This is a genomic window from Bordetella genomosp. 12 (genome assembly GCF_002261355.1).
GTDB lineage: Bacteria > Pseudomonadota > Gammaproteobacteria > Burkholderiales > Burkholderiaceae_B > Bordetella.
Genome location: NZ_NEVU01000003.1, coordinates 743,018 through 766,848 on the forward strand (window position 1 = coordinate 743,018; position 23,831 = coordinate 766,848).

The window sequence follows — 23,831 nt, forward strand, 5'->3', positions numbered from 1 at the left end:
GCTGGCTATGAGCCGCCCGGACCCGACCGCCCCTCTGACGACTCGCCAGCCGGGCGGCCGGGTCACGCGGCGCGGCCGCGATCGCAGCGAACGATTGCTGCGCGTGGCCGCCGATCTCTTCCTTGAACGCGGTTACGACAACGTCACGCTGGACGAGATCGTGGCTCAGGCCGGCGGCTCGAAAACCAATATCTACCGCTATTACGGCAGCAAGCAAGGATTTTTCTGCCGGGTGGTGGAGTATCTCTGCGATGATTTCCTGGCCGCCCTGTCTGACCTCGATGTCCAGACAGGCGGCCTGGAGGGCGCATTGAGCCGTCTGGCTCGCGCCTTGATCCATGCCATGCTGAACCCGCGCCAGGTCGCCTTCTACCGCATGGTGGTGGCGACCTCGGCTCGCTTGCCGGAGGTCGGCCGCGCCTGGTTCGCCCACGGTCCCGTCGCCTCGCGCGCAGCGTTTACCCGCTTGCTCCAGGTCCAGATCGATCTGGGCACGATTCATCCCGACACACGCATCGACGAAGTCGCCACCCAGTTGCACGGGGCGCTCGTCTATGACTTTTTCACCCGCACCGTCATGCTGGGCGCGCATCTGGACAGCGCGGCCATCGACACGGCCACCGAGGCCCTGGTGCGCAGCGCCAGGCGCTGGCTCTCCATCGAGGCTTAGTGAACCCTTTCCGACCTCTCTCGCGGCTGGCCTTGCTGCTGCTGCCCCTGCCCGCGCTGGCGCAGACGCCCACGCTCGCCCCCATCATCGTCACGGGCACCCGCAACGGCACATCGGTGCTGGACACCCCGGCGTCGGTGGATGTCATCGATGGCGCCACGCTGCGGGCCAACGCCCTGCAGATCAATCTCTCGGAAAACCTCAGCGCAGTGCCCGGGCTGCAAATACAGAATCGCCAGAACTTCGCGCAGGATCTGCAACTGTCCATCCGCGGCTTTGGCGCACGCTCGACCTTCGGCGTGCGCGGCGTGCGGATTTATGTCGACGGCATACCGGCGACCATGCCCGATGGGCAGGGGCAGACCTCCAACATCGACATCGGCTCGGCCGACCGGGTCGAGGTCCTGCGCGGGCCCTACTCGGCGCTGTATGGAAACTCGTCCGGCGGCGTCGTGCAGGTGTTTACCGAAGATGGCGCCCGTCCGCCGCGCGTGCAAGCCAGCATGGCCGCGGGCAGCTTCGGCACCTTTCGCTATGGCGTGCAGGCCAGCGGCGCCAGCGGCACCGGCGTGGGCGACCTGGAGTATGTGGTGGGCCTGAACCGCTTCACCAGCGACGGCTATCGCGACCACAGCGGCGCGCGCAAAAATCTGGCCAACGCCAAGCTGGGTCTGCAACTCGATGACGACAGCCGGCTGACGCTGGTGCTCAATCGCGTCGACCTCAAAGCCCAGGATCCCATGGGCCTGACGCGAGCTGAATTCGACGACGATCCGCGTGCCGCCTCGCCCGCGGCGCAACGTTTCAACACCCGCAAGACGGTGCAACAGACGCAAGGCGGCCTGGTGTACGAGCGCCAGGTCGATGCCGACAATGCCTTGCGCGTCATGGTGTATTACGGACAACGCGAGACCTGGCAGTACCAGAGCATCCCCGTGGCCGTGCAGCGCCCGCCTGCGCAGTCGGGCGGCGTCATCGGCCTGCGGCGTGACTACGGCGGCGCCGACGTGCGCTGGACCTCTCATCTGACCCTGGCCGGCCAGCCCCTGACCGTGGTGGGCGGACTGGCCTACGACAGCCTGCGCGAGATCCGCAAGGGCTATGAAAACTTCACCCAGGGCGGCGCCACCCTGGGCGTCAAGGGCGCGCTGCGCCGCGACGAGACCAATGAGGTGTACAACCTCGACCCCTACCTGCAGACGTCGTGGGAATTCCTGCCGCGCTGGACGCTGGACACCGGCCTGCGCTATAGCAGCGTGAACTTTGATTCGCGCGATCACTACATCGTGGCGGGCAACGGCGACGACAGCGGCGGCGCACGCTACCGGCGAGCGCTGCCCGTGGCGGCCCTGCGCTATGCGCTGGATGAAGACAGCAATGTCTATGTGTCGTACGGCAAGGGTTTCGAAACGCCCACCATGAACGAAATCTCCTATCGTCCCGATGGGCAGCCAGGCCTGAACTTCGGCCTGCAGCCCTCGGTCAGCACCAATCTGGAAGCCGGCATCAAGCGCCGCCTGGCAGGTGGGCTGGCGACGGCGGCGGTTTTTCATACCCGCACGGAAAACGAGATCGTGTCCGCAGGCAGCATCGACGGACGCAGCAGTTTTCGCAATGGCGGCCGCACCCGCCGCGACGGCGTCGAGCTGGCTTGGGATGGCGAGTTCGGCACGCATTGGCGCTCACGCCTGGCCTATACCTACATCAATGCGCGCTATCGCGACAATGTAGCCGGCACGGGCATCGAGGCTGGCAACCAGATCCCCGGCGTGGCACGCCAGGCCCTCTACGCCGCCCTGGCCTGGGCGCCGCCGCAAGGATGGCAGGCCGGCATCGAAGGCCGTTATCTGGACAAACTGTACGTGGACGACGCCAACAGCGACGCCGCAGCGGGCTATGTCGTGGCGGCGCTGTCGACCGGCTATATCTGGAAGAACGGCCCCTGGACCTGGAGCGCTTACGCCCGCGTGGACAATCTATTTGACCGCCGCTATGCCGGCTCGGTCATCGTCAACGAAGGCAATGGCCGGTATTTCGAGCCGGCGCCCGGCCGCAACTGGAACGCCGGCCTCACGGTCGCCTACCGCTTCTGAGCGGCGCGGCGCCGTTCAATCGGCAAAACGCAGCCGCGCGAAGCTGGCGATGCTGGCCAGCGCGGCAAAGATCACGCCCAGCCACAAGGCCCAGGCCGTGCCTCCCACGCCCGCCATGTGCAGGCAGGCCGCCACCAGCGCCGCGCCCGAAGACTGGCCCAGCAAGCGCACCGTACCCACCATCCCGCTGGCCCCGCCCGCCCTGCCGGGCGGGGCGGCGCCGATGATGGCACGCAGATTGGGCGACTGAAAAAATCCGAAGCCTGCGCCGCACAGCGCCATGCGCCAGCAAATATCCCAGACCGACGGTTGTGCCGGCAGGGTCGCCATGGTGAGCATGCCCAGCGCGAGCACGGCCAGGCCCACACCGCCCAACAGACCGGCCGAATAATGATCCGACATCCGGCCCGCGATCAAGGCCATCATGGCCACCACGACGGGCCAGGGCGTAATCAGAAAGCCGGTCTCGACCTGGGAATAGCCCAGCACTTGCTGCAGCATGAAGGGCAACGATACGAAAGCCAGGGCCTGCGTCGCGAATGCACAGACCGCCGTGGCGGCCGACAACGCAAAAATGGGCCGGCGCAGCAGGTCCACGGCAAGGATGGGCGCGGGATGACCGGCCTGCCGGTACAAGAGCAGCAGCAGGCACACCGCGGCCACGGCCAATTCCACGGCCACGCGCCAGGCGGGCACGTAATGCGCGGCCTCGCTCAAGCCCAGCACCAGAAAGGACAGAAAGCCGGCGCACAACAAGCCCGCGCGCCACTCGAAGCGATGGCCCGAGCGCGCCGTCGCGGGCAGACCTCGCAGCGACAGCATCAGCGCAAGCAGGCCGACCGGCACGTTGATCAGAAACAGCCAGTGCCAGGAGCCATAAGCCAATATCACCGAGGCGAGCGTGGGCCCGGCGGCAAACGACAAGCCGACCACCAGCGCATTGGTGCCCAGGCCGCGCCCCAGCGCATGCGAGGGATAGATAAAACGCACGAGCGCCCCGTTGACCCCCATCAGTCCCGCGGCGCCCAGACCCTGCAGAACCCGCGCGGCCACCAGCACGGGCAGCGAGGGCGCCAGGCCACAGGCCAGCGACGACAGAATGAAAACGATCAGGCCGACGAGATAGACCCGGCGATGACCAAACACATCGCCCATCGCGGCGGCCGGCAACAAGGCGGCCACCATCGCCAACTGATAAGCACTGATCACCCAGATCGACGCGGATTCGGTGGCGTTGATCTCGCGTGCGATGGTGGGCAAGGCGGTGTTGGCAATGGCCGTATCCAGGCTGGCCATGCAGACGGCCAGCATAACGGCCACCATCGCGCCGAGCCGTTCGGATTGCGGAACCCCGGCGCCGGCCGGATAGACTTCATTGCGGGAGAAGGTCAACAACATGGCAGCGGAGAAGGCGACGTCCAAGTCTTATATATGAGTTGGCCTTCACTATACTGCCAACATCCCCCCGCCGCGAATCGCGGCTGACAGGCCGCTGTCTTGCCTTCAACGATGAGGATCAACCATGCTGGAATCGCGCCCGCCTTTGCCTCCCTTCAGCCATGAAAGCGCCATCCTGAAGGTGCGCGCCGCCGAGGATGCCTGGAACGGCCGCGACCCGGCCAAAGTCAGCCTGGCCTACACGCCTGACACGCGCTGGCGCAATCGCGCGGAGTTCATCAACGGACGCGAAGCCGTGATAGCGTTTCTCGCGCGCAAATGGGCGCGCGAACTCGACTATCGGCTCATCAAGGAATTATGGGCGCACGATGGCAATCGCATCGCGGTGCGCTTTGCCTATGAATGGCGCGACGACTCGGGCAATTGGTTCCGGTCGCATGGCAACGAAAACTGGGAGTTCGACGACGCCGGCCTTATGCGCGTGCGCCACGCCAGCATCAATGACCAGGCGTTGCGCGAGACGGAACGGCTGTTTCGCTGGCCCCTGGGGCGCCGCCCCGATGCACATCCGGGCCTGAGCGCGCTCGGCCTGTAGAACACCCGGCCGCGGGCCGGGCGCCAAATGAAAAGGCCCGCGATAAATATCGCGGGCCTTAAATCTTGGCGGAGACGGTGGGATTCGAACCCACGATGCAGTTTTTAGCCACATACTCCCTTAGCAGGGGAGCCCCTTCAGCCTCTCGGGCACGTCTCCGAAGAATCCGAGATTCTACACGAATTTTTTGCGGTTTTAGCGAGCGAGCCGGGAAAAATCGCAAAAAAGCGGACGCATCAGCGCCCGCCTGACCTCATGCCGCCGGCGCCTGATCCAGACCGAAGGCCTTGTGCAACGCGCGCACCGCCAATTCCATGTATTTGTCGTCGATGACCACCGAAGTCTTGATCTCGCTGGTGCTGATCATCTGGATGTTGATGCCCTCTTGCGACAGCGTCTGGAACATCAGGCTGGCCACGCCAACGTGCGAGCGCATACCGATGCCCACGATGGACACCTTGGCGACTTTCTCGTCGGTGATCAGTTCGCGCGCGCTGACCGCGGGGATCACATCACGCTTGAGCAGTTCGACCGTGCGCAGAAATTCATTGCGATTGACGGTGAAGGAGAAATCAGTGGTACCGGCGACCGACTGGTTCTGCACAATCATGTCGACATCGATATTGGCGGCGGCGACCGGACCCAGGATCGAATAGGCAATACCAGGTTTGTCAGGCACGGCCAACAGGGTGATCTTGGCTTCGTCGCGGCTGAAGGCGATGCCGGAGACAACGGCGGCTTCCATTTTTTCGTCTTCCTCAAAAGTAATCAGCGTGCCCGAAACCATTTCTTCTTCGAGCGGAATGAGCGGGTCGGTCAGCGAGGACAGCACGCGGGTCGGCACACGGTATTTACCGGCGAACTCGACCGAACGGATCTGCAGCACCTTCGAGCCCAGCGAGGCCATTTCGAGCATTTCCTCGAAAGACACCACGGGCATGCGGCGCGCCTCGGGAACCACGCGCGGATCGGTGGTGTACACACCGTCAACGTCAGTGTAGATCAGGCATTCATCGGCCTTGAGCGCGGCCGCCACGGCCACGGCCGAGGTATCGGAGCCGCCCCGGCCCAGCGTCGTGATGTGGCCTTCCGGGTCCACGCCCTGAAAACCGGTCACCACGACCACGCGTCCGGCGTCCAGATCGGCGCGGATGCGGGCATCATCGATGGAAGAGATACGGGCCTTGGTATACGCCGAATCGGTCATCACGGGCACCTGCCAGCCGGCATAGCTGCGCGAGGCCACGCCTTCGGCTTGCAGCGCGATGGCCAGCAAGCCGCTGGAGGCCTGCTCACCGGTGGCGGCAATCATGTCGAGTTCGCGGCCGTTGGGCTGCGGCGTGATTTCGCGGGCAAGCCCGAGCAGGCGGTTGGTTTCGCCTGACATGGCCGACGGCACCACGACGACCTGGTGGCCGGCGGCGTGCCACTTCGCGACGCGGCGCGCCACATTCTTGATGCGCTCGATGGAGCCCATCGATGTACCGCCATACTTGTGAACGATCAGGGACATCTCGTACTCTGGCTGGGGGGCCCGCAAAGGCGGGCAAAGTCGATGATTTTAGCGCATGGTGAAAATTTGCGCAGACAGTCCGCTGTCAGCGGCCCGATGCCTCGCGGCCTGGCAGATGCTGCGCCTGCAGCCACACCCGGCCCCGATGGCAGCGGATGTCATGACCCTCATGAGCCACGCTTAACTGGCGGTCATGCCCCAGAGCATGCAATTGCCGCAATTGCCGCATGAGATCCGCCAGCCGCGCCTCGCTCGGCATGCGCAGACCCGCCTGCGCCAGCCAGTAACGCAACACCTGGGCCTGCCGCGGCGGCGACAGCGCCCGCCAGAGCGCCAGGCCAAAACCGCGGCCATCCGCATCCGGCTCCAGGCGGGCAAAATCCTCGCGCGCCACCTCGTGCAGGATTTCGACGGCTTCGCCCATCTGCCGCGCATGGCGCGCCACGATGGCCTGCCAACCCGGCCAGCGGGCATCGAGCAGCGGCGACAGCGCGGTGCGCACCGCGGCGCGGGTATAACGTGGATCGGCGTTGCTGGGATCGTCGACCGCCTGCCAGCCCGTCAGGTCGGCAAAGGCGGCCGCAGCGCGCCGGATGGCGTCCCGGCCCAGATCCAGCCAGGGCCGCAGATAGACCACACCGTCGCGCTGGCTGGCCGGCCGCATCGCGGCCATGCCATCGACACCGCTGCCACGCAACAGACGCAGCAGCACGGTTTCGGCCTGATCGTCCCGATGGTGAGCCAACAGCACATGACTCACGCCCTCGCGCCCGGCCATTTCGGCCAGGGCTGCATAACGCGCCGCGCGGGCGGCGGCCTCCATGCCGCTGCCGTCCACGGGCACGGCCACATGCGCCACCCGCACCGGCAGCCCGAGCAACGCACCCAATTGGCCGGCGCGCACGGCCCAGGCATCGGCCTGCGCCTGCAAGCCATGATGGACATGAAACGCCAGCACCGGACGGTCCGGCTCAGCCAGGGCCAGGGCCAGGGCCAGCATGGCCGAATCGGCGCCGGCGCTCAGGGCCACGGCGACGGCCTGCGCAGACGGCAGGCCGGCTGTCGCCGCACGCACGCGCGCGACGGCCGCCGGCCCTAGCGCCTGGGCGTAAGCATCGGGGAGCGGGCGGCGGGACATGCGTCGCCCCTGCGGACTTAGCCGCGGACTTCCTGGTAGCGGCCGTAAGCCAGCACGCGCTCCAGGCGCTGCGCGACCAGCGCTTCGGGGCTCAGGCCCTGCAGCTGGCGCAGCGAGTCGCCCAGCGCACGGCGCAGCAGACGCGCCATGACACGGGGATCGCGGTGGGCGCCGCCCACCGGTTCATTGACCACGCGATCGATCAAGCCCAGGTCTTTCAGACGCGGGGCCGTGATGGCCAGCGCCTCGGCCGCATCGGGCGCCTTGTCGGCGCTGCGCCACAGAATGGACGCGCAGCCTTCGGGCGAAATCACCGAGTACGTCGAGTATTGCAGCATGAGCACGGCATTGCCCACCGCGATGGCCAATGCGCCGCCCGAACCGCCCTCGCCGATGATGGTCACGATGACCGGCACCTTCAATTCGGCCATGACGTACAGATTGTGGCCGATGGCCTCGGACTGACCGCGCTCTTCGGCGCCGATACCCGGGTAAGCGCCCGGCGTATCCACGAAGGTGAAGATCGGCAGACGGAACTTCTCGGCCAGACGCATCAGGCGCAAGGCCTTGCGATAGCCTTCGGGACGCGGCATACCGAAATTGCGCGCGGCGCGCTCCTTGGTGTCGCGGCCTTTCTGGTGGCCGATCACCATGCAGGGCATGCCGTTGAAACGCGCCATGCCGCCGATGATGGACTGATCATCGGCGTACATGCGATCGCCATGCAACTCATGGAAATCCGTGAAGATCTCGCGCACATAGTCGAGCGTATACGGACGTTGCGGATGGCGAGCCACCAGCGCCGTCTGCCAGGGCGTCAGCTTGGCGTAGATTTCCTTGGCCAAGGTCTGGCTCTTCTGCTGCAGACGGCCGATCTCGTCGGAGATGTCGACAGCGGAATCGGCCTGCACATAGCGCAGCTGCTCGATCTTGTTTTCAAGTTCGGCGAGCGGTTGTTCAAATTCCAGAAATGTATTGCGCATGAAGTGTGGTTCCGTTGATGGGCGCTGGCAAGCTCAGTACTGGACCGGGGTCGGTTCCAGACTGCGCCACAAATACCAGGTCGCCACGGTACGCCAGGGCTGCCACGCCAAAGAGACCTCGCGGGCCTCGAAGCGGGAAACGGGCTCGCCGCTGAAATAGTGTAACGAGATTGCCTTGAGCAACCCAAGATCATCCAGCGGCAGCACGTCCGGACGCTGGAGATTGAAAATCAAAAACATCTCCGCCGTCCAGCGCCCGATGCCACGAATGGCAACCAGCTCCGAAATGACGGCTTCGTCATCCATCGTCGCCCAACGTTCGGGGTGAACCTTGCGCTGGCCGAAATGATCAGCCAGATCCTGCACGTACTCCGCCTTGCGCTGGGACAGGCCCGCGCCGCGCAGACCGGTCACGCCGGCGCGCAGGACCGTGGCCGGCGTCGGCCGCTTGCCGGCGACGTCCAGCAAGCGCGTCCAGAGCGCATCGGCGGCCTTGGTCGAAATCTGCTGGCCGATGATGGCGCGCGCCAGGGTCACAAAAGGCGTGCCGCGCGACAGGAGCCAGGTGTGGCTGTGCTGCGGGATGATTTTCTTGAGAATGCGGTCGCGGCGCATCAAGTGCGCGACGGCCTCCTCCCAATAATCGGGCTTGACGAGTTCGAGATCGGTACTGGACATAAGCGGGATCTCAGGCGCGGCGCCACTGGGTCACGCCGCCGGGCTTGTCATCCAGTTCGATGCCGGCAGCCCGCAACTCGGCGCGGATGGCGTCAGCGCGCGCGAAATCGCGCGCCTGCTTGGCCTGCGCGCGCTCGGCGATCAGGCTGTCTATCTGGCTGGCCAGCAACACCGCGGCCGATGCGCCTTGCTGCTGCATGGCGGCGGACGAATAGCGGGTCGGCGACTGGAAGTAGGCCTGCGGCGGCTGCTGCAGCAGGCCCAGCAAAGCGGCCAGGGCCTTCAATTGGCCGGCGGCGCGGCTGTCGCGCTCGCGATTGGCGCGGCCGGCCAACTCGAACAGCGCGGCGACCGCGCCGGAGCTGTTGAAATCATCGTCCATCGCGGCCTTGAAGGCCCGCGCCTGGGCTTCGTTCCAGTCGATGCCAGCGGCATCGGCCGGCACGTTCTGCAACGCCTGGTAGAGGCGGTCGAGCGCGTTCTGCGCATCGATCAGATTATCCGGGGTGTAATTCTGTGCGCTGCGGTAATGATTGCGCACGATGAAAAAGCGCAGCATCTCCGCCTCGCGCGGATTGACGGCGTACTCGGCCTGATCGGCGGGGGCCTCGGTTTGCGCGATGGTCTGGCGGATGGTGCGGAAGTTGCCGAGCGACTTGGACATTTTGTCGGCATCGACCATCAAGGGGCCGCAATGCATCCACACATTGGCCAGCGTGCCGCCGAAGGCGCCCTCGGTCTGGGCGATCTCATTTTCGTGATGCGGAAACTTCAAGTCCGGCCCGCCGCCATGGATATCGAGCGGCAAACCCAGCAGGCTCTTGCTCATGGCCGAGCATTCGATATGCCAGCCCGGCCGGCCGAAACCGTAGGGCGACTCCCATTTGGTTTCCGGCGGCTCTTCGGCCTTGGCCGACTTCCAGAGCACGAAATCCAAGGGGTCACGCTTGGAGGAGTCCACCGCCACGCGTTCGCCGGCGCGCAGATCGTCCAAGGATTTGCCGGACAGCTTGCCGTAACCGGCGAATCCGCGCACGGAATAGTTCACGTCGCCATCGTCAGCCTGGTAGGCCAGGCCGTTTTGCTGCAGGCGGCCGATGATATCCAGCATCTCGCCGACATATTGCGTGGCGCGCGGCTCCTGATCGGGCCGCGCCACGCCCAGGGCGCGCTCATCGGCATGCATGGCGGCGATGTAGTACTCGGTCACCTCGTGCATGCGGCGGCCGGTCTCCACGGCGCGGCGAATGATCTTGTCATCAATGTCGGTAATATTGCGCACATAATCGACGGCATAGCCGCTGGCGCGCAGCCAGCGCTGGATCACATCGAAGGACACCAGCATGCGGGCGTGGCCCAGATGGCAATAGTCATAGACGGTCATGCCACACACGTACATGCGCACCTGCCCGGCATGCACCGGTGTGAAGGCTTCTTTGGTACGCGACAATGTGTTGTAGATGTGCAGCATGGCGCTCGTTTTGGCTATCTGGGCGTCGTCGGGAAGGTTGCTTGCCCGGCCCCCGACATGGTGGGTGGGCGAGAGGCATGCCGCCCGCGTAAGGCATGCCTGAAGGCCATTGCCGCAACCGGGGCTAAAATGGCGATCGTAAAGTATAGCAAGCGGCCTGCCGCCGCGCTTTCGGACAGGCCACAGAACAACGGACACCCATGACCAACACGCCGCTTATCCGCTCTTTTTTGCTGGCGCTGGCCTTGTGCGGCGCGGTCCCGCTCGCCCACGGCCAGTCGATGTATGGGGGCGCCTCCGAAGGGCGCAATGCCAACATGACCAAGCTGGATGAGCCGCGGCCCGAAGGCGGCTGGGACGGCCTGGCCCACCTGCTGGAGGCCATCAAGCCTGGCGTCGATACCCGGCTGGACCCCACGCCCTCGCAGATCACCGACCACATCGAGCTGCTGCTCAATGCCGGGCGCAATGAAGAAGCGCTCCAGAAAATCGAAGCGCGGCTGCAGGCCTCGCGCAAGATTCCCGGCACCGACGTGCAATTGATGTTTCAGCACGCCCGCGCCCTGGCCGCGCTCAAACGCCCCCAGGAAGCGGAAGCCATCTATGTTGAAATGACCACGCGCTTTCCCGAGCTGCCTGAACCCTGGAACAACCTGGCTGCGCTGTATGCCGCCAGGGGAGACCTGGATCGGGCGCAGGATGCGCTTAACATGGCGTTGCGGGCCGATCCGAATTACGCGGCCGCCCGCTCCAACCTGGGCGACATCCAGCTCATGATCGCATTGCGCACCTATCGCCAAGAAGCTGCGCGCGGCGTTCCTGGCATGAAGGAAAAAGCCCAGGAGCTGGACAAACTACTGAAGGACAAGTCGCACTCATGACCGCATTTGTTTCTCGCATCAAGCCGCTGGGCCATTGGGCCGGCGCTTTTCTGCTGGCGGCCCTGCTGCCCCTGAGCGCTGGCGCGCAACCGGCCTCCCCCTCCCCCTCTCTTTCAGAAGGCACTAAATCCATGAGCAATCCTCGCGTCAAACTGCAAACCAATCAGGGCGATATGGTCATCACCCTGGACGCCGAAAAAGCCCCCAAGACGGTTGCCAACTTCCTGAACTACGTCAAGGAAGGCTTCTATAACGGCACCGTCTTTCACCGCGTGATCGACGGCTTCATGATCCAGGGCGGCGGCTTCGAGCCGGGCCTCAAGCAAAAGCCCACCCAGGCGCCGGTCGAAAACGAAGCCAACAACGGCCTGAAGAACGACAAGTACACCGTCGCCATGGCCCGCACCAGCGACCCGCACTCGGCCACGGCCCAGTTCTTCATCAACGTCGCCAACAACGACTTCCTGAACTTCACCGCGCCCACCCCCCAGGGCTGGGGCTATGCCGTGTTCGGCAAGATCACCGAAGGCACCGACGTCATCGACAAGATCAAGGGCGTGAAGACCGGCAACAACGGCTTTCACCAGAACGTTCCCAAAGAGGACGTGATCATCGAGAAGGCCGAAGTCCTTGAATAAGCTGGTATTGCCAGGCTCGATCTGGCTGGCCTCCGACGTGCACCTGGGGCCGGCCACGCCGGCCACCGCAGAAGCCTTCATCGGGTTTCTGCAGGCCGCAGCCGAAGAGGCCGACGCGCTGCTGTTGCCCGGCGACATCTTCGACGCCTGGATCGGCGACGATGTCATCCGGGCCGCGCCCCCCTGGCTTGCCCAGGCGCTGCAAAGCCTCAAGGCCACGGCGGCGCGCATCCCGGTCTATCTGGGACGCGGCAACCGCGACTTTCTGATCGGCCAGGAACTGGCCGATGCGCTGGGCGCGACGCTGCTGCCCGAGCCGGCGCTGGTGGACTCCGATTTCGGCACCTTGCTCATCACGCATGGCGATGAGTACTGTACGGACGACGCGGCCTACCAGCAGTTTCGCACCATGGTGCGCGACCCGCGCTGGCAGGCCCAGTTTCTGGCCAAGAGCATTCCGGAGCGCCTGCAGATGGCTCAGCAGGCGCGCGGCGAAAGCATGGCAGCCAACCAGAGCAAAACGCTGGAGATCATGGACGTCAATGCACAGGCGGTCGAAGCCGCGTTTCGCGACGCCGGCGTCGCCACCCTCATCCATGGCCATACGCATCGCCCCGACCGCCATGTGCTGGCCATCGACGGCAAGAAACGCGAACGCTGGGTACTGCCCGATTGGGACTGTGACCACGGCGCCTCGCGCGGCGGCTGGCTGGTCATCGACCGCGACGGCCTGCAGTTCTACGATCTGGACATGGCCGCCTGAGCCACGCCCGGAACGCAGCAAACCGCCCCACGGGGCGGTTTTTTCATGACTGGCAAGCGCCTACTTGCTCAGCAGCCAGACAGCCACCACCAGCCCGAGCGCGATCCGATACCAGGCAAAGCCGCGGTAGGTGTGGTTGGCCACGAAGCGCAGCACCGCGCGCACCACCACCAGCGCGCTCAGGAATGCCGCCACGAAGCCGACCGCAATGCCGCTCAGATCGTGGCTGGTGAGCACATCCATGTTGCGGTACATGTCGTAGACGGCCGCACCCAGCATGGTGGGCATGGCGAGGAAGAAAGAGAATTCGGTCGCCGTCTTGCGCTGGATGCCGGCGATCATGCCGCCGATGATGGTTGCGCCCGAGCGCGAGGTGCCCGGAATCATCGCCAGACATTGCGCCACACCCACGCCCAGCGCCTGCTTCCAGCTGATGTCCTCCAGACGGCGCGCCGTGGCGCGTTCGTCGGAAGCGGTGTCGTCGGCGGCCCCCGGCGCATCCCCCGGGGTGTGCGGTGCGCGCCGCTCCACCCACAACATGATCAGGCCGCCGATCACCAGCGTGACCGCGACCACGCCGGGGTGATAGAAGGTCTGCTTGATGCTCTTGATGAAGATGGCCCCGATCACCGCGGCCGGCAGGAAGGCCAACATCAGATTGCGCGTGAACAGCAGCTCCTGGCGCTCGCCGCACAGCGTGCCGCGGATCAGCTGCCACAAGCGGGCGCGGAAAATCCACATGACCGCCAGGATGGAACCCAGCTGGATCACCACCTCGAAGACCTTGCCCGAACTGGACTCGAACTGAATCCAGTCACCAAAGAGGATGAGGTGACCGGTGCTGGAGACCGGAATAAATTCGGTGAGGCCCTCGATGATGCCGAGGAAAAATGCCTTCAGAAGATAAAGCGTGCTGTCGCTCACAGGGGGTACATCCGCAAAAATTTAGTCGTGGTCGTAATTATCAGGGTCTTCGAGCGCTTCGTTGACGGAACGTTCCACTCGCACCGAAGCGATGCGCCGGCCATCCATGCGCAGCACCTCAAAGCGGAAGCGGAAATACGGCGTCTCGTACTCGCAGCTATCGCCAGGCTTGGGCAACTGCCCGAAACGCATCAGCAGATAGCCCGCCAGGGTGGAGTAATCCTCGGACTCGTCGATCAGGCCCTCGGTGTCGAGCACCTGCTCCACATGCCGCAGGTCGGCCGCGCCATCGATCTCCCAGACGCCATCGCCCTTGGCGATGATATCGGGCACCTCGTCCTCGTCGGGAAACTCGCCCGCGATGGCCTCGAACACATCGATCGGCGTGACCAGGCCGGCGATGGCCCCGAATTCGTCGGCCACCAGCACCAGCTGGCCGCGCGAGCGCTTGAGCGTTTCCATCAGGCGCAGAATGCCGATGGACTCGTGCACGATGATGGGGTCGCGCAGACGGTTGCGGCGCACCTGCCCCTCGGCCATGAGATCCGCCACCATGTCCTTGGCGCGGCCGATACCGATGACCTCATCCAGAGACCCCCGGCAGACCGGGAAGAAGCTGTGCGGCGTATCCATGATCTGCTTCTGGATATCCTGCGGGTCATCCTCGATGTTGACCCATGAGACATCGATGCGCGGCGTCATGATGGAATGGATGGAACGCTCGGCCAGCGTCAGCACACCACTGACCATATTGCGCTCTTCCACACCGAAGGCGCCCGAAGCCGGCGTCTGCCGATTCGGCTCCTGGTCCGGGTCGATCATCTGCGGCCGCTTGCCCAGCATGCGTAGTACGGCCTCGGCGGTGCGGTCGCGCATGGGGCGGCGGGCATCGAGCTTGAGCAGATTGCGCCGCGCCACTTGATTGAGCGCCTCGATGAGCACCGAGAAGCCGATGGCCGCATACAGATAGCCTTTAGGCACCTTGAAGCCAAAGGCTTCGGCCAGCAGCGAAAACCCGATCATGAGCAAAAAGCCCAGGCACAGCACGACCACGGTCGGATGGGCATTGACGAAGCGGGTCAGCGGTTTGGACGCGGCCAGCATGATGCCCATGGCGATGACCACGGCGATCATCATGATGGCCAGATGGTCGACCATGCCCACGGCGGTGATGACCGAGTCCAGCGAAAAGACCGCATCCAGCACCACGATCTGTGTGACCGTGACCCAGAAGCTCGGATAGGAACGCGATCCTCCCACCACATCCTGTCCGCCGCCTTCGAGGCGTTCGTGCAGCTCCATCGTGCCCTTGAAGAGCAGAAAGAAGCCACCCAGCATGAGGATCAGGTCCCGGCCGGCGAAGGAGAAGGGGCCGACGGAGAACAGCGGCTGCGTCAACGTGACCAGCCAGGACATCACGGACAACAGGCCCAGGCGCATCACCAGGGCCAGGCTCAGGCCGACGATACGCGCGCGGTCGCGCTGCGACGGAGGCAGCTTGTCCGCCAGAATGGCGATGAAGATGAGGTTGTCTATCCCGAGGACGATTTCAAGGATGACAAGGGTAAGCAGGCCGACCCACGCGGCGGGGTCCAGCAGCCACTCCATCAGGCACTCCACAAGTTACAGGACCGATTATCGTACATGGAAAAAATGTGTCACGCGGGTGACAAAGCCCCGCGGCGCGCGGCGATCCCGTCCGCGGCGACGATGCTGACGACAAGATGAAAAACCCCCGAAAGCCGGATGCGTATCCCGCTTTCGGGGGTCGGTTCAGCGAGCCGCCGTCTCAGGGCTGCCCGGCCGGATCAGGGCTTGGGCTGCAGCGCCGTCAGCATGTGGGTGAAGATCTTCGGGCTGCCGGCAAGCACATTGCCGGAATCCATCCAACCCTGCTCACCGTCGAAATCCGCCACCAGGCCACCCGCCTCGAGCACCAGCAGGCTGCCCGCGGCCAGATCCCAGGGCTTGAGGCCCACGCCGCAGAAACCGTCCAGGCGGCCGCTGGCGACATAGGCCAGCTCCAGCACGGTCGAGCCCAGGCGGCGCACGCCGGTGCTGCCTTCGGCCATGGCGCGGAAACGCGAACTGCCCTGGTCGGCGTCGGCCGGCGTGGGCCAGTGCGCGCCGAGCAATGCCTCGTGGTAGCGGATGCGGCCGGAGACACGCACGCGGCGGTCATTCAGGAAGGTGCCGCCGCCACGGCTGGCGGTAAACAGCTCGTTGCGCGCCGGGTCATAGACGACGGCCTGCGTAACCTGGCCGCGCTGCGTCAGCGCGATGGAAACCGCATAATTGGGCAACCCGTGGATGAAGTTGGTCGTGCCGTCCAGGGGATCGATGATCCACTGGAACTCGGCTTGATCCGGGCCTTGCAGGCCGTATTCTTCGCCCAGCACGGCGTGGTCGGGGTAAGCCGTGCGCAAGGCCTCGACAATGGCCTCCTCGGCGGCGCGATCGACTTCCGTGACATAATCGCGCGGACCCTTGCGCGCCACGGTCAGGCGGTCGGGATCGAGGCTGGCGCGATTGATGATGGCGCCGGCACGGCGAGCCGCCTTGATGGCGGTATTGAGCATCGGGTGCATAGAATTCCGTTCGGTAAAGGCCTGGCCTGCGCAGATGCATGGCAAGGGAGTATCGTACTTCGCCTGAGGGCAATTTGCCCTGCGGCTCCCAGCCTGCGCCCCGCAAAATCCAGGAAAGCACAAAGCCAAACCTCCCATTTTAAATGACTCAAGAATTTTCACGCGCTCGCTTCATCATGGTGCAGCCCAGCCACCCCGGCAACGTGGGTTCGGCCGCACGCGCCATCAAGACCATGGGCTTCGCCGACCTCGTTCTGGTCGACCCCCGGATGCCCGACATGACGGCCCAACCCGAGGCAGTGGCCCTGGCTAGCGGCGCGGCCGATGTCCTCGAGCGCGCGCAGATCTGCGCCACGCTCGAAGAGGCGTTGGCGCCGGTCACGCTGGCTTTTGCCCTGACCGCCAGGGTGCGCGACCTCGGCCCGCCGCCTTGCGACATCCGCCAGGCGGCCACGCTCAGCCGGGAACACCTGGATCAGAATCCGGACGGCGCGGTGGCCATTGTTTTAGGGACGGAACGATCCGGACTGACGAACGAACAGATCGGCCTGTGCCAGCGCATCTGCCACATCCCGGCCAACCCCGAATACAGCTCCTTGAACGTGGCCCAGGCGCTGCAACTGGCGGCCTGGGAGTTGCGCTATGCGCTGCTGGAGGCCTCGGGCGCCACCCTGCTGCCCGCTTCGCGCGCGCAACAGCCCGATCCGGGCGCGCAACCGGCCAGCGGCGAAGCCGTGCATGCCATGCTCGCGCACTGGGAGCAGGCCTTGGTGGCAGTGGATTTTCTCAATCCGGCCCACCCCAAGAAACTCATGCCGCGCATGCGGCACCTCTTCACGCGGGCCGAACTCACCCGCGACGAAATCGATATGCTGCGCGGGGTGTGCACCGCCATGATCGATGTCGCCGGGCGCGCGGCACCGCGCAAAAGCCGCAAGGACGACTCGCACTGAGTCTAGAACCCTGCCGGCCCTGGCGGCCGGCTTGGGGCGCGAGACGAAAAAAAAGGGGCGGCGCGCCGCGCCAGCCCCCCTGCTTCGCCGTGCTACTTATCAGTCGACGCGTGCGCCCGAAGTCTTGACCACGGGGGCCCAGCCTTCGACTTCCGACTTGATGAAAGCACCAAACTCGGCCGGTGTGGTCTTTTGCCCCACCGCGCCCAGGCTCTCATAGGACTTCTGCACTGAGGCTTTGTCCAGGGCCTTATTCATTGCCGCATTCAACTTCTCGATCACATCCGGGGGCGTGCCGGCAGGCGCGATCAGGCCGAACCACGACGAGACGTCGAACTTGTCAAAGCCCGATTCCTGCATGGTGGGCAGATCCGGAGCGCTCTTGGAACGCTCGGCCGTGGTCACCGCCAGGGCGCGCAGCTTGCCCGATTGCGCATGAGGCCAGGACGACGGCATATTGTCAAACATGAATTGCACCTGGCCGCCGATCAGGTCGGTCACCGCCGGCGCGCTGCCCTTATAGGGCACGTGCAGGACATCGATGCCGGCGCGCTGCTTGAACAGTTCGCCCGCCATATGAATGGAGGTGCCGCTGCCCGACGAGGCAAAGGCCAGCTTGCCCGGGTTGGCCTTGGCATAGGCCACCAGTTCCTCGACCGATTTGACCGGCACCTGGGGATTGATCACCAGCACGTTCGGCACCTTGGCGCCCAGCGCGACGGGGGCAAAGTCCTTGACCAGATCGAAGTTGACGTTGGAATACAGCGTCTGATTGATGGCGCTCGTCACGGCCACGAACAGCAGCGTGTAGCCATCGGGCGTGGCGCGGGCCACGTAGTCCGTGGCGATATTGCTGCCGCCGCCGGGTTTGTTTTCGACGACGAAGGATTGGCCGAGCGCTTCGGTCAATTCCTTGGCCATGATGCGGGCGATCACGTCGGTGGTGCCGCCGGCGGAAAATCCCACCACGATACGCACGGGCTTGTCCGGATAGGCGGCCTGCGCGGGGGCTGAGCTAAGGGCAAAGGCGCTGATGGCACCGGCGATCAAGCCGGTGAGGGCACGCGCCAGACGAGGCTTTTTGGCCAATGTCATGCGATTGTCTCCATGCAAAATGTCCATGGTATGGACGTATAAAAATTATGATTTTTCGGATGATGCGCTATACACCGGCGTTCAGGCAAGGTAGAGTCCACCCTACGGACGCTTGCCGCTCCCCCGGGGGGCTGGCCTGACGAGCCGAGATTGAGCATTGATAATCAGAGACATACATGCAAGAGAGTGAGACCGCGGCTGCCGGGCCGCGCACCCTGCGCCGGGGGCTGACCGTGCTGTCCGCCCTGCGCGACCAGGGTAACAACGGGCTGAGCGTCACCGACATCGCACGGCAAACCGGCATCCAGCGCCCGACCATTTATCGGCTGCTGGCCGCCCTGCTGGAGGCAGGGCTGGTGTCCACCATTCAAGGCAGTAAAAAATACCGCGCCGAACTCGGCGGCGAGCCGGATGCCGCCTCGCCCGATCCGCGCGTGCGCCAATTACTGCCGACTCTCAGGCGCCTGGCCGAGCGCACGGGCGACGCGGTCTTTCTGGTGGTGCGCGATGGCGACGATTCCGTCAGCCTGCAGCGGGAAATCGGCAGCTACCCGGTGCAAATCCTGGCGACTTATGCGGGCAAGCGCCAGCCGCTGGGCGTGGGGTCCGGAGGCATGGCCATCCTGGCCGCGCTGCCCGACGAGACGGCGCATGGCATTGTGACGCGCAACTCCGGACGGCTGGATGAGTTTGGCGGCATGACTCCCCACGAAATGCACCGCCTGATCGAGAACACGCGCTCACGCGGCTATTCCGTGGTGGGCAACCATGCGGTGCGCGGCGCCCTGGGGGTGGGCTGTGCCCTGCTCGACGCGCAGGGCCTGCCGTTGCTGGCCGTCAGCGTGACGGCCATCATCGACCGCATGCCCGCGCAACGCCAGCGAGAGATCGCCGGTTGGATCAAGACCGAACTGGCCCGCCTCAAGACCTAAGCGGGCCCGCGCGGCGTCAGGCCGCGGCGTCCTTGTCCTTGTCGGCCGCGGGCGGCGCCTGGATCTCGCGCACCGGAATGGGCGGGCGGAAGCCGGCCTCGGCCAGCTTGCGGCGGATCTGCTGGAACAAATCCCAGCGCAGATCCCAGTAGGTGGCAGCCTTGGTCCAGACGCGGATATTCACCACGGTGCCATTGTCGCGGTACTCGATGGCGCGCACCACGGGCGCCGGCGCCGCTTCGACCAGCGGGTGGTCCTTGACCAGGGCCTCCAGGCGGGTCACCGCGGCCTCCAGATCATCGGCGTAATGAATGATCACCGGGATGTCGCAACGGCGGTTGACGTTGCGGCTGTAGTTGGTGATCGTCGAGGCCCAGACCGCGCTGTTGGGCAAGGTGATGTTGATGCCATCGGATTGCACCAAGCGCGTCAGGAACAGGCCGACCTCTTCGACCGTGCCCTCGTTGCCGGAACTCAGTGCGATGTACTCGCCCGTGCGGATCGGCCGCAATATCAGCAGCATGATGCCCGCGGCGATATTCTGCAGTGTGCCCTGCAAAGCCAGGCCCACGGCCAGGCCGGCGGCACCCAGCACGGCAATGAGGCTGGCCGTCTGCACGCCGAAACGGGCCAGCACGGCAATCACGGTGAAGATGCGCACCGCCCAGACCACGGTGGTCTGGAACATCGGCACGATGGTCGGATCGATGCGCGGCGAACGCTGCGCCATGCGGCGCACCCAGCGCCCCAGCAAAGACGATACCCACCAGCCGATGATGAGTATCAGCAGCGCCACGAGCAGGTTGATGCCCAGCTCCAGCAATTGGGGCATGGCTGCACCCATGCCTACAAACCATTCTTTCATGTGATCTCCTGCCCAGTCCCGGCATCAGTAACATCCGGACTCTAGCAGAAGCGCGGGATCACCCCAAGCGCGGCGCCCGGCGAAAATGGTTGTCCCAGGATTGCTCCCGGCCAGGCGCCATCAAGGTGGCGGTTTGCCCCTGCGGCCCGGTCTGCACCATGGCGCCCAATCCGCTCGAAACCAGAAAATCGCTCTTGGGCGCCGGCGCCACGCCGCAGCCATCCGGCAGATCGGTGGCGCCCAATTGCCGCCCGCTGGCGGCATCCCAATACAGCACCTGCCCGCCCACCGGGCTGGAGGTGGCGATGATGCGGCCGCTGGCGTCGGCCGCCACAGACCCGACATAGTTGCGCATGCCGCGCAAACGCTCCGGATCGCCGGCAAAGCATTCCGGCGCGTGGCCGCGCCGATGGCGTCCCACCAGCGCGGGACGCTCATGGGCAGGCCCCATATGCTGGCAGCCAAACCACACCGAACCATCGCCGGCCAAGGCCAGGTGGCGAATGGAAAGCTTGTGCCAGCGCGCGTCCAGTTCGACCTTCTCGAGCAATTCGCCGCTGGCGGCATCCAGATAGGCCAGCGACGGCCGCATGGTATCCAGGTTGAGTTCGAGTTTGCCGTAATCGGGATGGGTCAGGATGCCGCCGTTGGCCACGCACAGGGTCTTGCCATCCGGCATCAGGATGACCTCGTGCGGCCCGATGCCGCCACTGGAGAACTCGCCGACCCGGCGCGGCGCGGCGCTGACGTCATAGATCCCGATCACGCCCTGCCCGCCCTCGTAATCATTCTCGGTGGCCAGCATCAGGCGGCCGCCCGGCAGATACACCCCATGACCGAAAAAATGCCGGCCTTCGGCCGCCTCGATCACCTGCGCGGGTTGCCGCCCCCGCAGATCGAAGCTCAGCGCAAAAAAACCTGGTTGGCGGCCGAACACCGTGGCCCGCTCGCCGTCGATGGCGAAGCTGTGGCCGCGGTCAGGCATGGCCAGCGCGAGCCGGTCCCGGCCGCGCTCATCGAGCACCACCACCTCGTGGCGGCCCGCGCGCAGACGCGCCGTCACATAGAGCGCCTCCTCGGCCGGCGCGCCCAACACCCGGCCCGGCAACAGCAGGGCGCTGGCCCCCAGCGCCAGAAACTCGCGTCGGTCAATCGCCATCGAGCGCGTTGAATCCTATCGTGACGCCCAGTGCCGGGGCGATATCCTGATCGACCACGTCCTTGGCGTTTTTGAGCACCATGGCCGCCAGCGTCAATGCCGCGCGCGGCTCGGGCTGCGTGAAGGCCGCCTCCGCCTCGGCCGGCACCGAGGCCACCAGCGTGATCGCCTGCTGCAATTCATGCGTCAGGGTCGCGTCCAGGCCCTGCGAGCCCGGCGCATATCCATACCCGCCAGCCTGATAGAAGGCCAGCATCCCGCGCACGCTGGCCGCCAGGGTGGCCGCTGCCTGGCCGCTGCGCCAGAAGGCGGCGCGCTTGGGACGGGCGGCCTGGGCATCCGCGCCCAGCACCGGCAGCAAATTGATATCGCGGGCGAACTGCAAGCCGGTCGACAACGCCTTCATGGCCTCGGCCGCCACCTCCTGGCGATCCCGGTAAAGATCGTTGGCGCTGGCCGGCGCGGTGAACTGGCGTCCGAACTCCGCCTGCGGGCTCCAGGCCTGGCGCAACTGCGCGGCCAATCCCTGGATATTCGCCGCCACCGCCGTGGCGTAAGCGCAGGGATAGGCCGACGAGGCCGCCGCCGGCGCCGAGGCGCGCAGCAATGCCGGCTCGCCGTAGAGCAGATACTCCAGCGCGGGCAGGCCCTGCACGGCCACGCTGCGGCCGGCCAGGCCGCCTTCGGCCAGCGCGGCCGGGTCGGCGGCCGCCAGCGCGCTTTGCACCTGCCGGGGCATGACGCCGCGTGGATCCGGCCAGAAATACAGGCGCTCGTAACGATTACCCTCGACCAGCGGCCCGAAGCGCAGGAACGCCACGCCGGCCCAGGCTTGCGCCAGGGCGTCGAAGGACGCCGCAACCTTGTCCGCGCCGGCCTGTCCCGGCGTCTTGCACCAGGCCTGCAGGTCGCGGTGCATGCCGCGCGCACTGTCGTCCAGGCGGATCATGGCCGGGCGCGCATAGCCCTCGGCCAGCCGCTGACCCAGATCGGTCGGCGGCGCGGCCCAGGCAGACGCGGCGGACAGCACACCAGCCAGCAATAAAAGCGGGGACTTCATAAAGACTCCAGAAAGCGGATCAGGTCGGCACGCTCGGCCGGCGTCATCTCGACCACGCGATCGCGCGCGGCCTGCGCCTCGCCGCCGTGCCAGAGAATGGCCTCCAGCAAGTTGCGGGCCCGGCCATCATGCAGATACGTGGCGTTGGGGTTGACCTGCGCGGTCAGCCCAATACCCCAGAGCGGCGGCGTGCGCCACTGGCGGCCGCTGGCCTGGCCTTCGCTCACGCCATCGGCCAGACCGTCACCCATGTCGTGCAAGAGCAGATCGGTGTAGGGCCAGATCAGTTGGAACTGATGCTCGGGCTGTTTCGCGTCGCGGCGCGTCACGTACTTAGGCACATGACAGCCTATGCAATTGGCCTCGTAGAATAATTTCTTGCCCGCCAGCACCCGCGCGTCATCGGCATCGCGCCGCTGCGGCACGGCGAGATTCTTGGAATAAAAGGTCACGAAATCCATCAGGCGCCCGGGCACCTCATGTTCGCCCAGATGGGGCTGCGCGCCATGCGGCATCTCGGCACAGGACGGCTGCGCGGCGGTGCAATCGCCGTAGTGGCTGGGAAACAGCGGCGAGGACAGCCCCATGTCGTTGGAGAAGGCCGAAGCGCTTTGCTGCTCGACCGTGGGCTGGCCGGCTTTCCAATTGAAGCGGCCCAACACCTGGCGGCCGGTGCGCAAGTCCTGCACCCAATTGGGTTTGCCGCGAATGCCATCGCCCTTGTCCTGGGCCGCATTGGCCAGGATGTCGTCTTCGTGGATGGCCTCGAGCAGCCCCAGCCCGATCATGGGCGGCGCCAGGCGCGGCGAAATCTGCACCTCGGGATGCAGGGGGCCATAGCCCAGGTCTTCGATACGGTAGGCCGGCCGCATGAGCGTGGCCGTCTCGCCCCCGGCCAAGGGCACGGTGACAGGGGTGTAATCGACCTCGACGCGCCCTTCGCTGGGCAAGCCGGCCACGGAGAAATTCTGCAACTGGCTGCCATAAACCGGGTCAGGCAATGCGGCCAGTTCCGCCGCCGACAGGGCAGTCCCGGCGGGCGCGGCCGCCGGGACTGCCAGACGCAACAGCAGCGCCACCGCATCGGTGCGCTCGAGCGGATCAAACCCCGGCACCGAACCCCGACCATCCTTGACGTGACAGGCCTGGCAGGAACGGGCGTTGAACAACGGCCCCAGGCCGTCGGAGGCCTGGGTAGACGACGGCGCCGATACCCAGTCCTTGCGGAACAGGCCATTGCCGACCAGAAACTGCTGACGCCCCTCGAAGCTCAGATTGCCGGACGCATGCGAAAAGATATCGGCATTGATGAGCTTTTTGATGGTCGCCGCGCCGGCCTGCATGGTCTCGAACGGCTCGGCGGCCGAGAAGTCGGCCGCCGGCGCCGTGATGCTCCGCACCCGCTCCAGATCATCGTCGCTCAGATCACTGCGC

Annotated in this window: 22 protein-coding genes and 1 tRNA gene; 8 read left to right on the forward strand and 15 right to left on the reverse strand. The window is 65.5% G+C overall.

Annotation, left to right across the window (positions count from 1 at the left end; all coding sequences use genetic code 11):
- Nucleotides 1-7: 7 nt before the first annotated feature.
- Together CAL22_RS15585 and CAL22_RS15590 are read left to right on the forward strand one after the other, a co-directional pair.
- Entirely contained in the window at nucleotides 8-670 is a 663-nt protein-coding gene (locus CAL22_RS15585) for a TetR/AcrR family transcriptional regulator (protein ID WP_094814784.1), read from the forward strand.
- A complete protein-coding gene (locus CAL22_RS15590; RefSeq protein ID WP_094814786.1) occupies nucleotides 670-2,763 on the forward strand; it encodes a TonB-dependent receptor in 2,094 nt (697 codons plus the stop codon). Before CAL22_RS15585 ends, CAL22_RS15590 begins: the two co-directional genes overlap by 1 nt.
- A 15-nt stretch (nucleotides 2,764-2,778) precedes the next feature.
- Here CAL22_RS15590 and CAL22_RS15595 read toward each other — a convergent pair whose 3' ends face one another.
- Nucleotides 2,779-4,161 carry an MFS transporter gene (locus CAL22_RS15595; RefSeq protein WP_208622046.1) on the reverse strand — a complete coding sequence of 461 codons (1,383 nt, stop codon included), beginning with the start codon at nucleotides 4,159-4,161 and terminating at the stop codon, nucleotides 2,779-2,781.
- Between the two features lie 124 nt (nucleotides 4,162-4,285).
- Between CAL22_RS15595 and CAL22_RS15600 the strand changes: the two genes are divergently transcribed.
- The gene (locus CAL22_RS15600) at nucleotides 4,286-4,756 is read left to right on the forward strand and encodes a DUF1348 family protein (protein WP_094814790.1); all 471 of its coding nucleotides are present in this window, start codon (nucleotides 4,286-4,288) and stop codon (nucleotides 4,754-4,756) included.
- Between the two features lie 66 nt (nucleotides 4,757-4,822).
- On the opposite strand, the gene CAL22_RS15605 is transcribed toward CAL22_RS15600, so the two are convergent.
- The 6 genes from CAL22_RS15605 to cysS all read right to left on the reverse strand — a co-directional run bounded on the left by CAL22_RS15605 (nucleotide 4,823) and on the right by cysS (nucleotide 10,539).
- Nucleotides 4,823-4,915 (reverse strand) — tRNA-Ser (locus CAL22_RS15605).
- A gap of 94 nt (nucleotides 4,916-5,009) precedes the next feature.
- Nucleotides 5,010-6,269 carry an aspartate kinase gene (locus CAL22_RS15610; protein WP_167383656.1) on the reverse strand — a complete coding sequence of 420 codons (1,260 nt, stop codon included), beginning with the start codon at nucleotides 6,267-6,269 and terminating at the stop codon, nucleotides 5,010-5,012.
- Nucleotides 6,270-6,354: 85 nt separating this feature from the next.
- Entirely contained in the window at nucleotides 6,355-7,407 is a 1,053-nt protein-coding gene (tilS, locus tag CAL22_RS15615; protein WP_094814794.1) for a tRNA lysidine(34) synthetase TilS, read from the reverse strand.
- Between the two features lie 17 nt (nucleotides 7,408-7,424).
- On the reverse strand, nucleotides 7,425-8,390 hold the full coding sequence (locus tag CAL22_RS15620; RefSeq protein WP_094814796.1) for an acetyl-CoA carboxylase carboxyltransferase subunit alpha: 966 nt from the start codon (nucleotides 8,388-8,390) through the stop codon (nucleotides 7,425-7,427).
- Between the two features lie 33 nt (nucleotides 8,391-8,423).
- Nucleotides 8,424-9,068 (reverse strand): DNA-3-methyladenine glycosylase family protein, encoded by a 645-nt coding sequence (locus CAL22_RS15625; protein WP_094814798.1) that lies wholly within the window; start codon nucleotides 9,066-9,068, stop codon nucleotides 8,424-8,426.
- 10 nt (nucleotides 9,069-9,078) lie between these two features.
- The gene (cysS, locus tag CAL22_RS15630) at nucleotides 9,079-10,539 is read right to left on the reverse strand and encodes a cysteine--tRNA ligase (protein ID WP_094814800.1); all 1,461 of its coding nucleotides are present in this window, start codon (nucleotides 10,537-10,539) and stop codon (nucleotides 9,079-9,081) included.
- A gap of 200 nt (nucleotides 10,540-10,739) precedes the next feature.
- Here cysS and CAL22_RS15635 point away from each other — a divergent pair, with 200 nt between their 5' ends.
- Genes CAL22_RS15635 through CAL22_RS15645 form a run of 3 tightly spaced genes read left to right on the forward strand, consistent with a single transcriptional unit; the run spans nucleotide 10,740 to nucleotide 12,821 of the window.
- Entirely contained in the window at nucleotides 10,740-11,420 is a 681-nt protein-coding gene (locus CAL22_RS15635) for a tetratricopeptide repeat protein (RefSeq protein WP_094814802.1), read from the forward strand.
- On the forward strand, nucleotides 11,417-12,058 hold the full coding sequence (locus tag CAL22_RS15640; protein WP_208622014.1) for a peptidylprolyl isomerase: 642 nt from the start codon (nucleotides 11,417-11,419) through the stop codon (nucleotides 12,056-12,058). The genes CAL22_RS15635 and CAL22_RS15640 overlap by 4 nt, the downstream gene beginning before the upstream one ends.
- On the forward strand, nucleotides 12,051-12,821 hold the full coding sequence (locus CAL22_RS15645) for a UDP-2,3-diacylglucosamine diphosphatase (protein WP_094814804.1): 771 nt from the start codon (nucleotides 12,051-12,053) through the stop codon (nucleotides 12,819-12,821). The genes CAL22_RS15640 and CAL22_RS15645 overlap by 8 nt, the downstream gene beginning before the upstream one ends.
- A 60-nt stretch (nucleotides 12,822-12,881) precedes the next feature.
- Here CAL22_RS15645 and CAL22_RS15650 read toward each other — a convergent pair whose 3' ends face one another.
- From CAL22_RS15650 to CAL22_RS15660, 3 genes are all read right to left on the reverse strand, one after another.
- Nucleotides 12,882-13,745 (reverse strand): undecaprenyl-diphosphate phosphatase, encoded by an 864-nt coding sequence (locus CAL22_RS15650; protein ID WP_094814806.1) that lies wholly within the window; start codon nucleotides 13,743-13,745, stop codon nucleotides 12,882-12,884.
- A gap of 21 nt (nucleotides 13,746-13,766) precedes the next feature.
- On the reverse strand, nucleotides 13,767-15,353 hold the full coding sequence (locus tag CAL22_RS15655; RefSeq protein ID WP_094814808.1) for a TerC family protein: 1,587 nt from the start codon (nucleotides 15,351-15,353) through the stop codon (nucleotides 13,767-13,769).
- A gap of 200 nt (nucleotides 15,354-15,553) precedes the next feature.
- On the reverse strand, nucleotides 15,554-16,333 hold the full coding sequence (locus tag CAL22_RS15660; RefSeq protein WP_094814810.1) for an inositol monophosphatase family protein: 780 nt from the start codon (nucleotides 16,331-16,333) through the stop codon (nucleotides 15,554-15,556).
- Between the two features lie 143 nt (nucleotides 16,334-16,476).
- Between CAL22_RS15660 and CAL22_RS15665 the strand changes: the two genes are divergently transcribed.
- Nucleotides 16,477-17,286: an RNA methyltransferase gene (locus CAL22_RS15665; RefSeq protein WP_094814812.1), complete on the forward strand. Its 810-nt coding sequence runs from the start codon at nucleotides 16,477-16,479 to the stop codon at nucleotides 17,284-17,286.
- A 99-nt stretch (nucleotides 17,287-17,385) separates the two neighbouring features.
- Here the strand turns inward: CAL22_RS15665 and CAL22_RS15670 are convergent, their stop codons facing one another.
- On the reverse strand, nucleotides 17,386-18,381 hold the full coding sequence (locus CAL22_RS15670) for a Bug family tripartite tricarboxylate transporter substrate binding protein (protein ID WP_094814814.1): 996 nt from the start codon (nucleotides 18,379-18,381) through the stop codon (nucleotides 17,386-17,388).
- A gap of 176 nt (nucleotides 18,382-18,557) precedes the next feature.
- Between CAL22_RS15670 and CAL22_RS15675 the strand changes: the two genes are divergently transcribed.
- The gene (locus tag CAL22_RS15675; RefSeq protein WP_094814816.1) at nucleotides 18,558-19,313 is read left to right on the forward strand and encodes an IclR family transcriptional regulator; all 756 of its coding nucleotides are present in this window, start codon (nucleotides 18,558-18,560) and stop codon (nucleotides 19,311-19,313) included.
- A gap of 16 nt (nucleotides 19,314-19,329) precedes the next feature.
- Here the strand turns inward: CAL22_RS15675 and CAL22_RS15680 are convergent, their stop codons facing one another.
- The 4 genes from CAL22_RS15680 to CAL22_RS15695 are packed head-to-tail and all read right to left on the reverse strand — an operon-like array spanning nucleotide 19,330 to nucleotide 23,797.
- Nucleotides 19,330-20,178, reverse strand: a complete 849-nt coding sequence (locus CAL22_RS15680; RefSeq protein ID WP_094814818.1) for a mechanosensitive ion channel family protein — start codon at nucleotides 20,176-20,178, stop codon at nucleotides 19,330-19,332.
- Between the two features lie 58 nt (nucleotides 20,179-20,236).
- A complete protein-coding gene (locus CAL22_RS15685) occupies nucleotides 20,237-21,337 on the reverse strand; it encodes a DUF1513 domain-containing protein (protein ID WP_094814820.1) in 1,101 nt (366 codons plus the stop codon).
- Nucleotides 21,327-22,397: an imelysin family protein gene (locus CAL22_RS15690; RefSeq protein WP_094814822.1), complete on the reverse strand. Its 1,071-nt coding sequence runs from the start codon at nucleotides 22,395-22,397 to the stop codon at nucleotides 21,327-21,329. The genes CAL22_RS15685 and CAL22_RS15690 overlap by 11 nt, the downstream gene beginning before the upstream one ends.
- Nucleotides 22,394-23,797, reverse strand: a complete 1,404-nt coding sequence (locus CAL22_RS15695) for a di-heme oxidoredictase family protein (protein WP_432264318.1) — start codon at nucleotides 23,795-23,797, stop codon at nucleotides 22,394-22,396. The genes CAL22_RS15690 and CAL22_RS15695 overlap by 4 nt, the downstream gene beginning before the upstream one ends.
- Between the last annotated feature and the right edge of the window lie 34 nt (nucleotides 23,798-23,831).

Excerpts from the sequence above, each read along its gene's own strand:
- CAL22_RS15640 (WP_208622014.1), top strand. The coding sequence starts at position 11,417 with ATGACCGCATTTGTTTCTCGCATCAAGCCGCTGGGCCATTGGGCCGGC.
- CAL22_RS15670 (WP_094814814.1), bottom strand. The coding sequence starts at position 18,381 with ATGACATTGGCCAAAAAGCCTCGTCTGGCGCGTGCCCTCACCGGCTTG.
- CAL22_RS15600 (WP_094814790.1), top strand. The coding sequence starts at position 4,286 with ATGCTGGAATCGCGCCCGCCTTTGCCTCCCTTCAGCCATGAAAGCGCC.
- CAL22_RS15610 (WP_167383656.1), bottom strand. The coding sequence starts at position 6,269 with ATGTCCCTGATCGTTCACAAGTATGGCGGTACATCGATGGGCTCCATC.
- cysS (WP_094814800.1), bottom strand. The coding sequence starts at position 10,539 with ATGCTGCACATCTACAACACATTGTCGCGTACCAAAGAAGCCTTCACA.
- CAL22_RS15685 (WP_094814820.1), bottom strand. The coding sequence starts at position 21,337 with ATGGCGATTGACCGACGCGAGTTTCTGGCGCTGGGGGCCAGCGCCCTG.
- CAL22_RS15635 (WP_094814802.1), top strand. The coding sequence starts at position 10,740 with ATGACCAACACGCCGCTTATCCGCTCTTTTTTGCTGGCGCTGGCCTTG.
- CAL22_RS15660 (WP_094814810.1), bottom strand. The coding sequence starts at position 16,333 with ATGCACCCGATGCTCAATACCGCCATCAAGGCGGCTCGCCGTGCCGGC.
- CAL22_RS15680 (WP_094814818.1), bottom strand. The coding sequence starts at position 20,178 with ATGAAAGAATGGTTTGTAGGCATGGGTGCAGCCATGCCCCAATTGCTG.
- CAL22_RS15665 (WP_094814812.1), top strand. The coding sequence starts at position 16,477 with ATGACTCAAGAATTTTCACGCGCTCGCTTCATCATGGTGCAGCCCAGC.
- tilS (WP_094814794.1), bottom strand. The coding sequence starts at position 7,407 with ATGTCCCGCCGCCCGCTCCCCGATGCTTACGCCCAGGCGCTAGGGCCG.
- CAL22_RS15620 (WP_094814796.1), bottom strand. The coding sequence starts at position 8,390 with ATGCGCAATACATTTCTGGAATTTGAACAACCGCTCGCCGAACTTGAA.
- CAL22_RS15625 (WP_094814798.1), bottom strand. The coding sequence starts at position 9,068 with ATGTCCAGTACCGATCTCGAACTCGTCAAGCCCGATTATTGGGAGGAG.
- CAL22_RS15655 (WP_094814808.1), bottom strand. The coding sequence starts at position 15,353 with ATGGAGTGGCTGCTGGACCCCGCCGCGTGGGTCGGCCTGCTTACCCTT.
- CAL22_RS15675 (WP_094814816.1), top strand. The coding sequence starts at position 18,558 with ATGCAAGAGAGTGAGACCGCGGCTGCCGGGCCGCGCACCCTGCGCCGG.
- CAL22_RS15595 (WP_208622046.1), bottom strand. The coding sequence starts at position 4,161 with ATGTTGTTGACCTTCTCCCGCAATGAAGTCTATCCGGCCGGCGCCGGG.
- CAL22_RS15690 (WP_094814822.1), bottom strand. The coding sequence starts at position 22,397 with ATGAAGTCCCCGCTTTTATTGCTGGCTGGTGTGCTGTCCGCCGCGTCT.
- CAL22_RS15585 (WP_094814784.1), top strand. The coding sequence starts at position 8 with ATGAGCCGCCCGGACCCGACCGCCCCTCTGACGACTCGCCAGCCGGGC.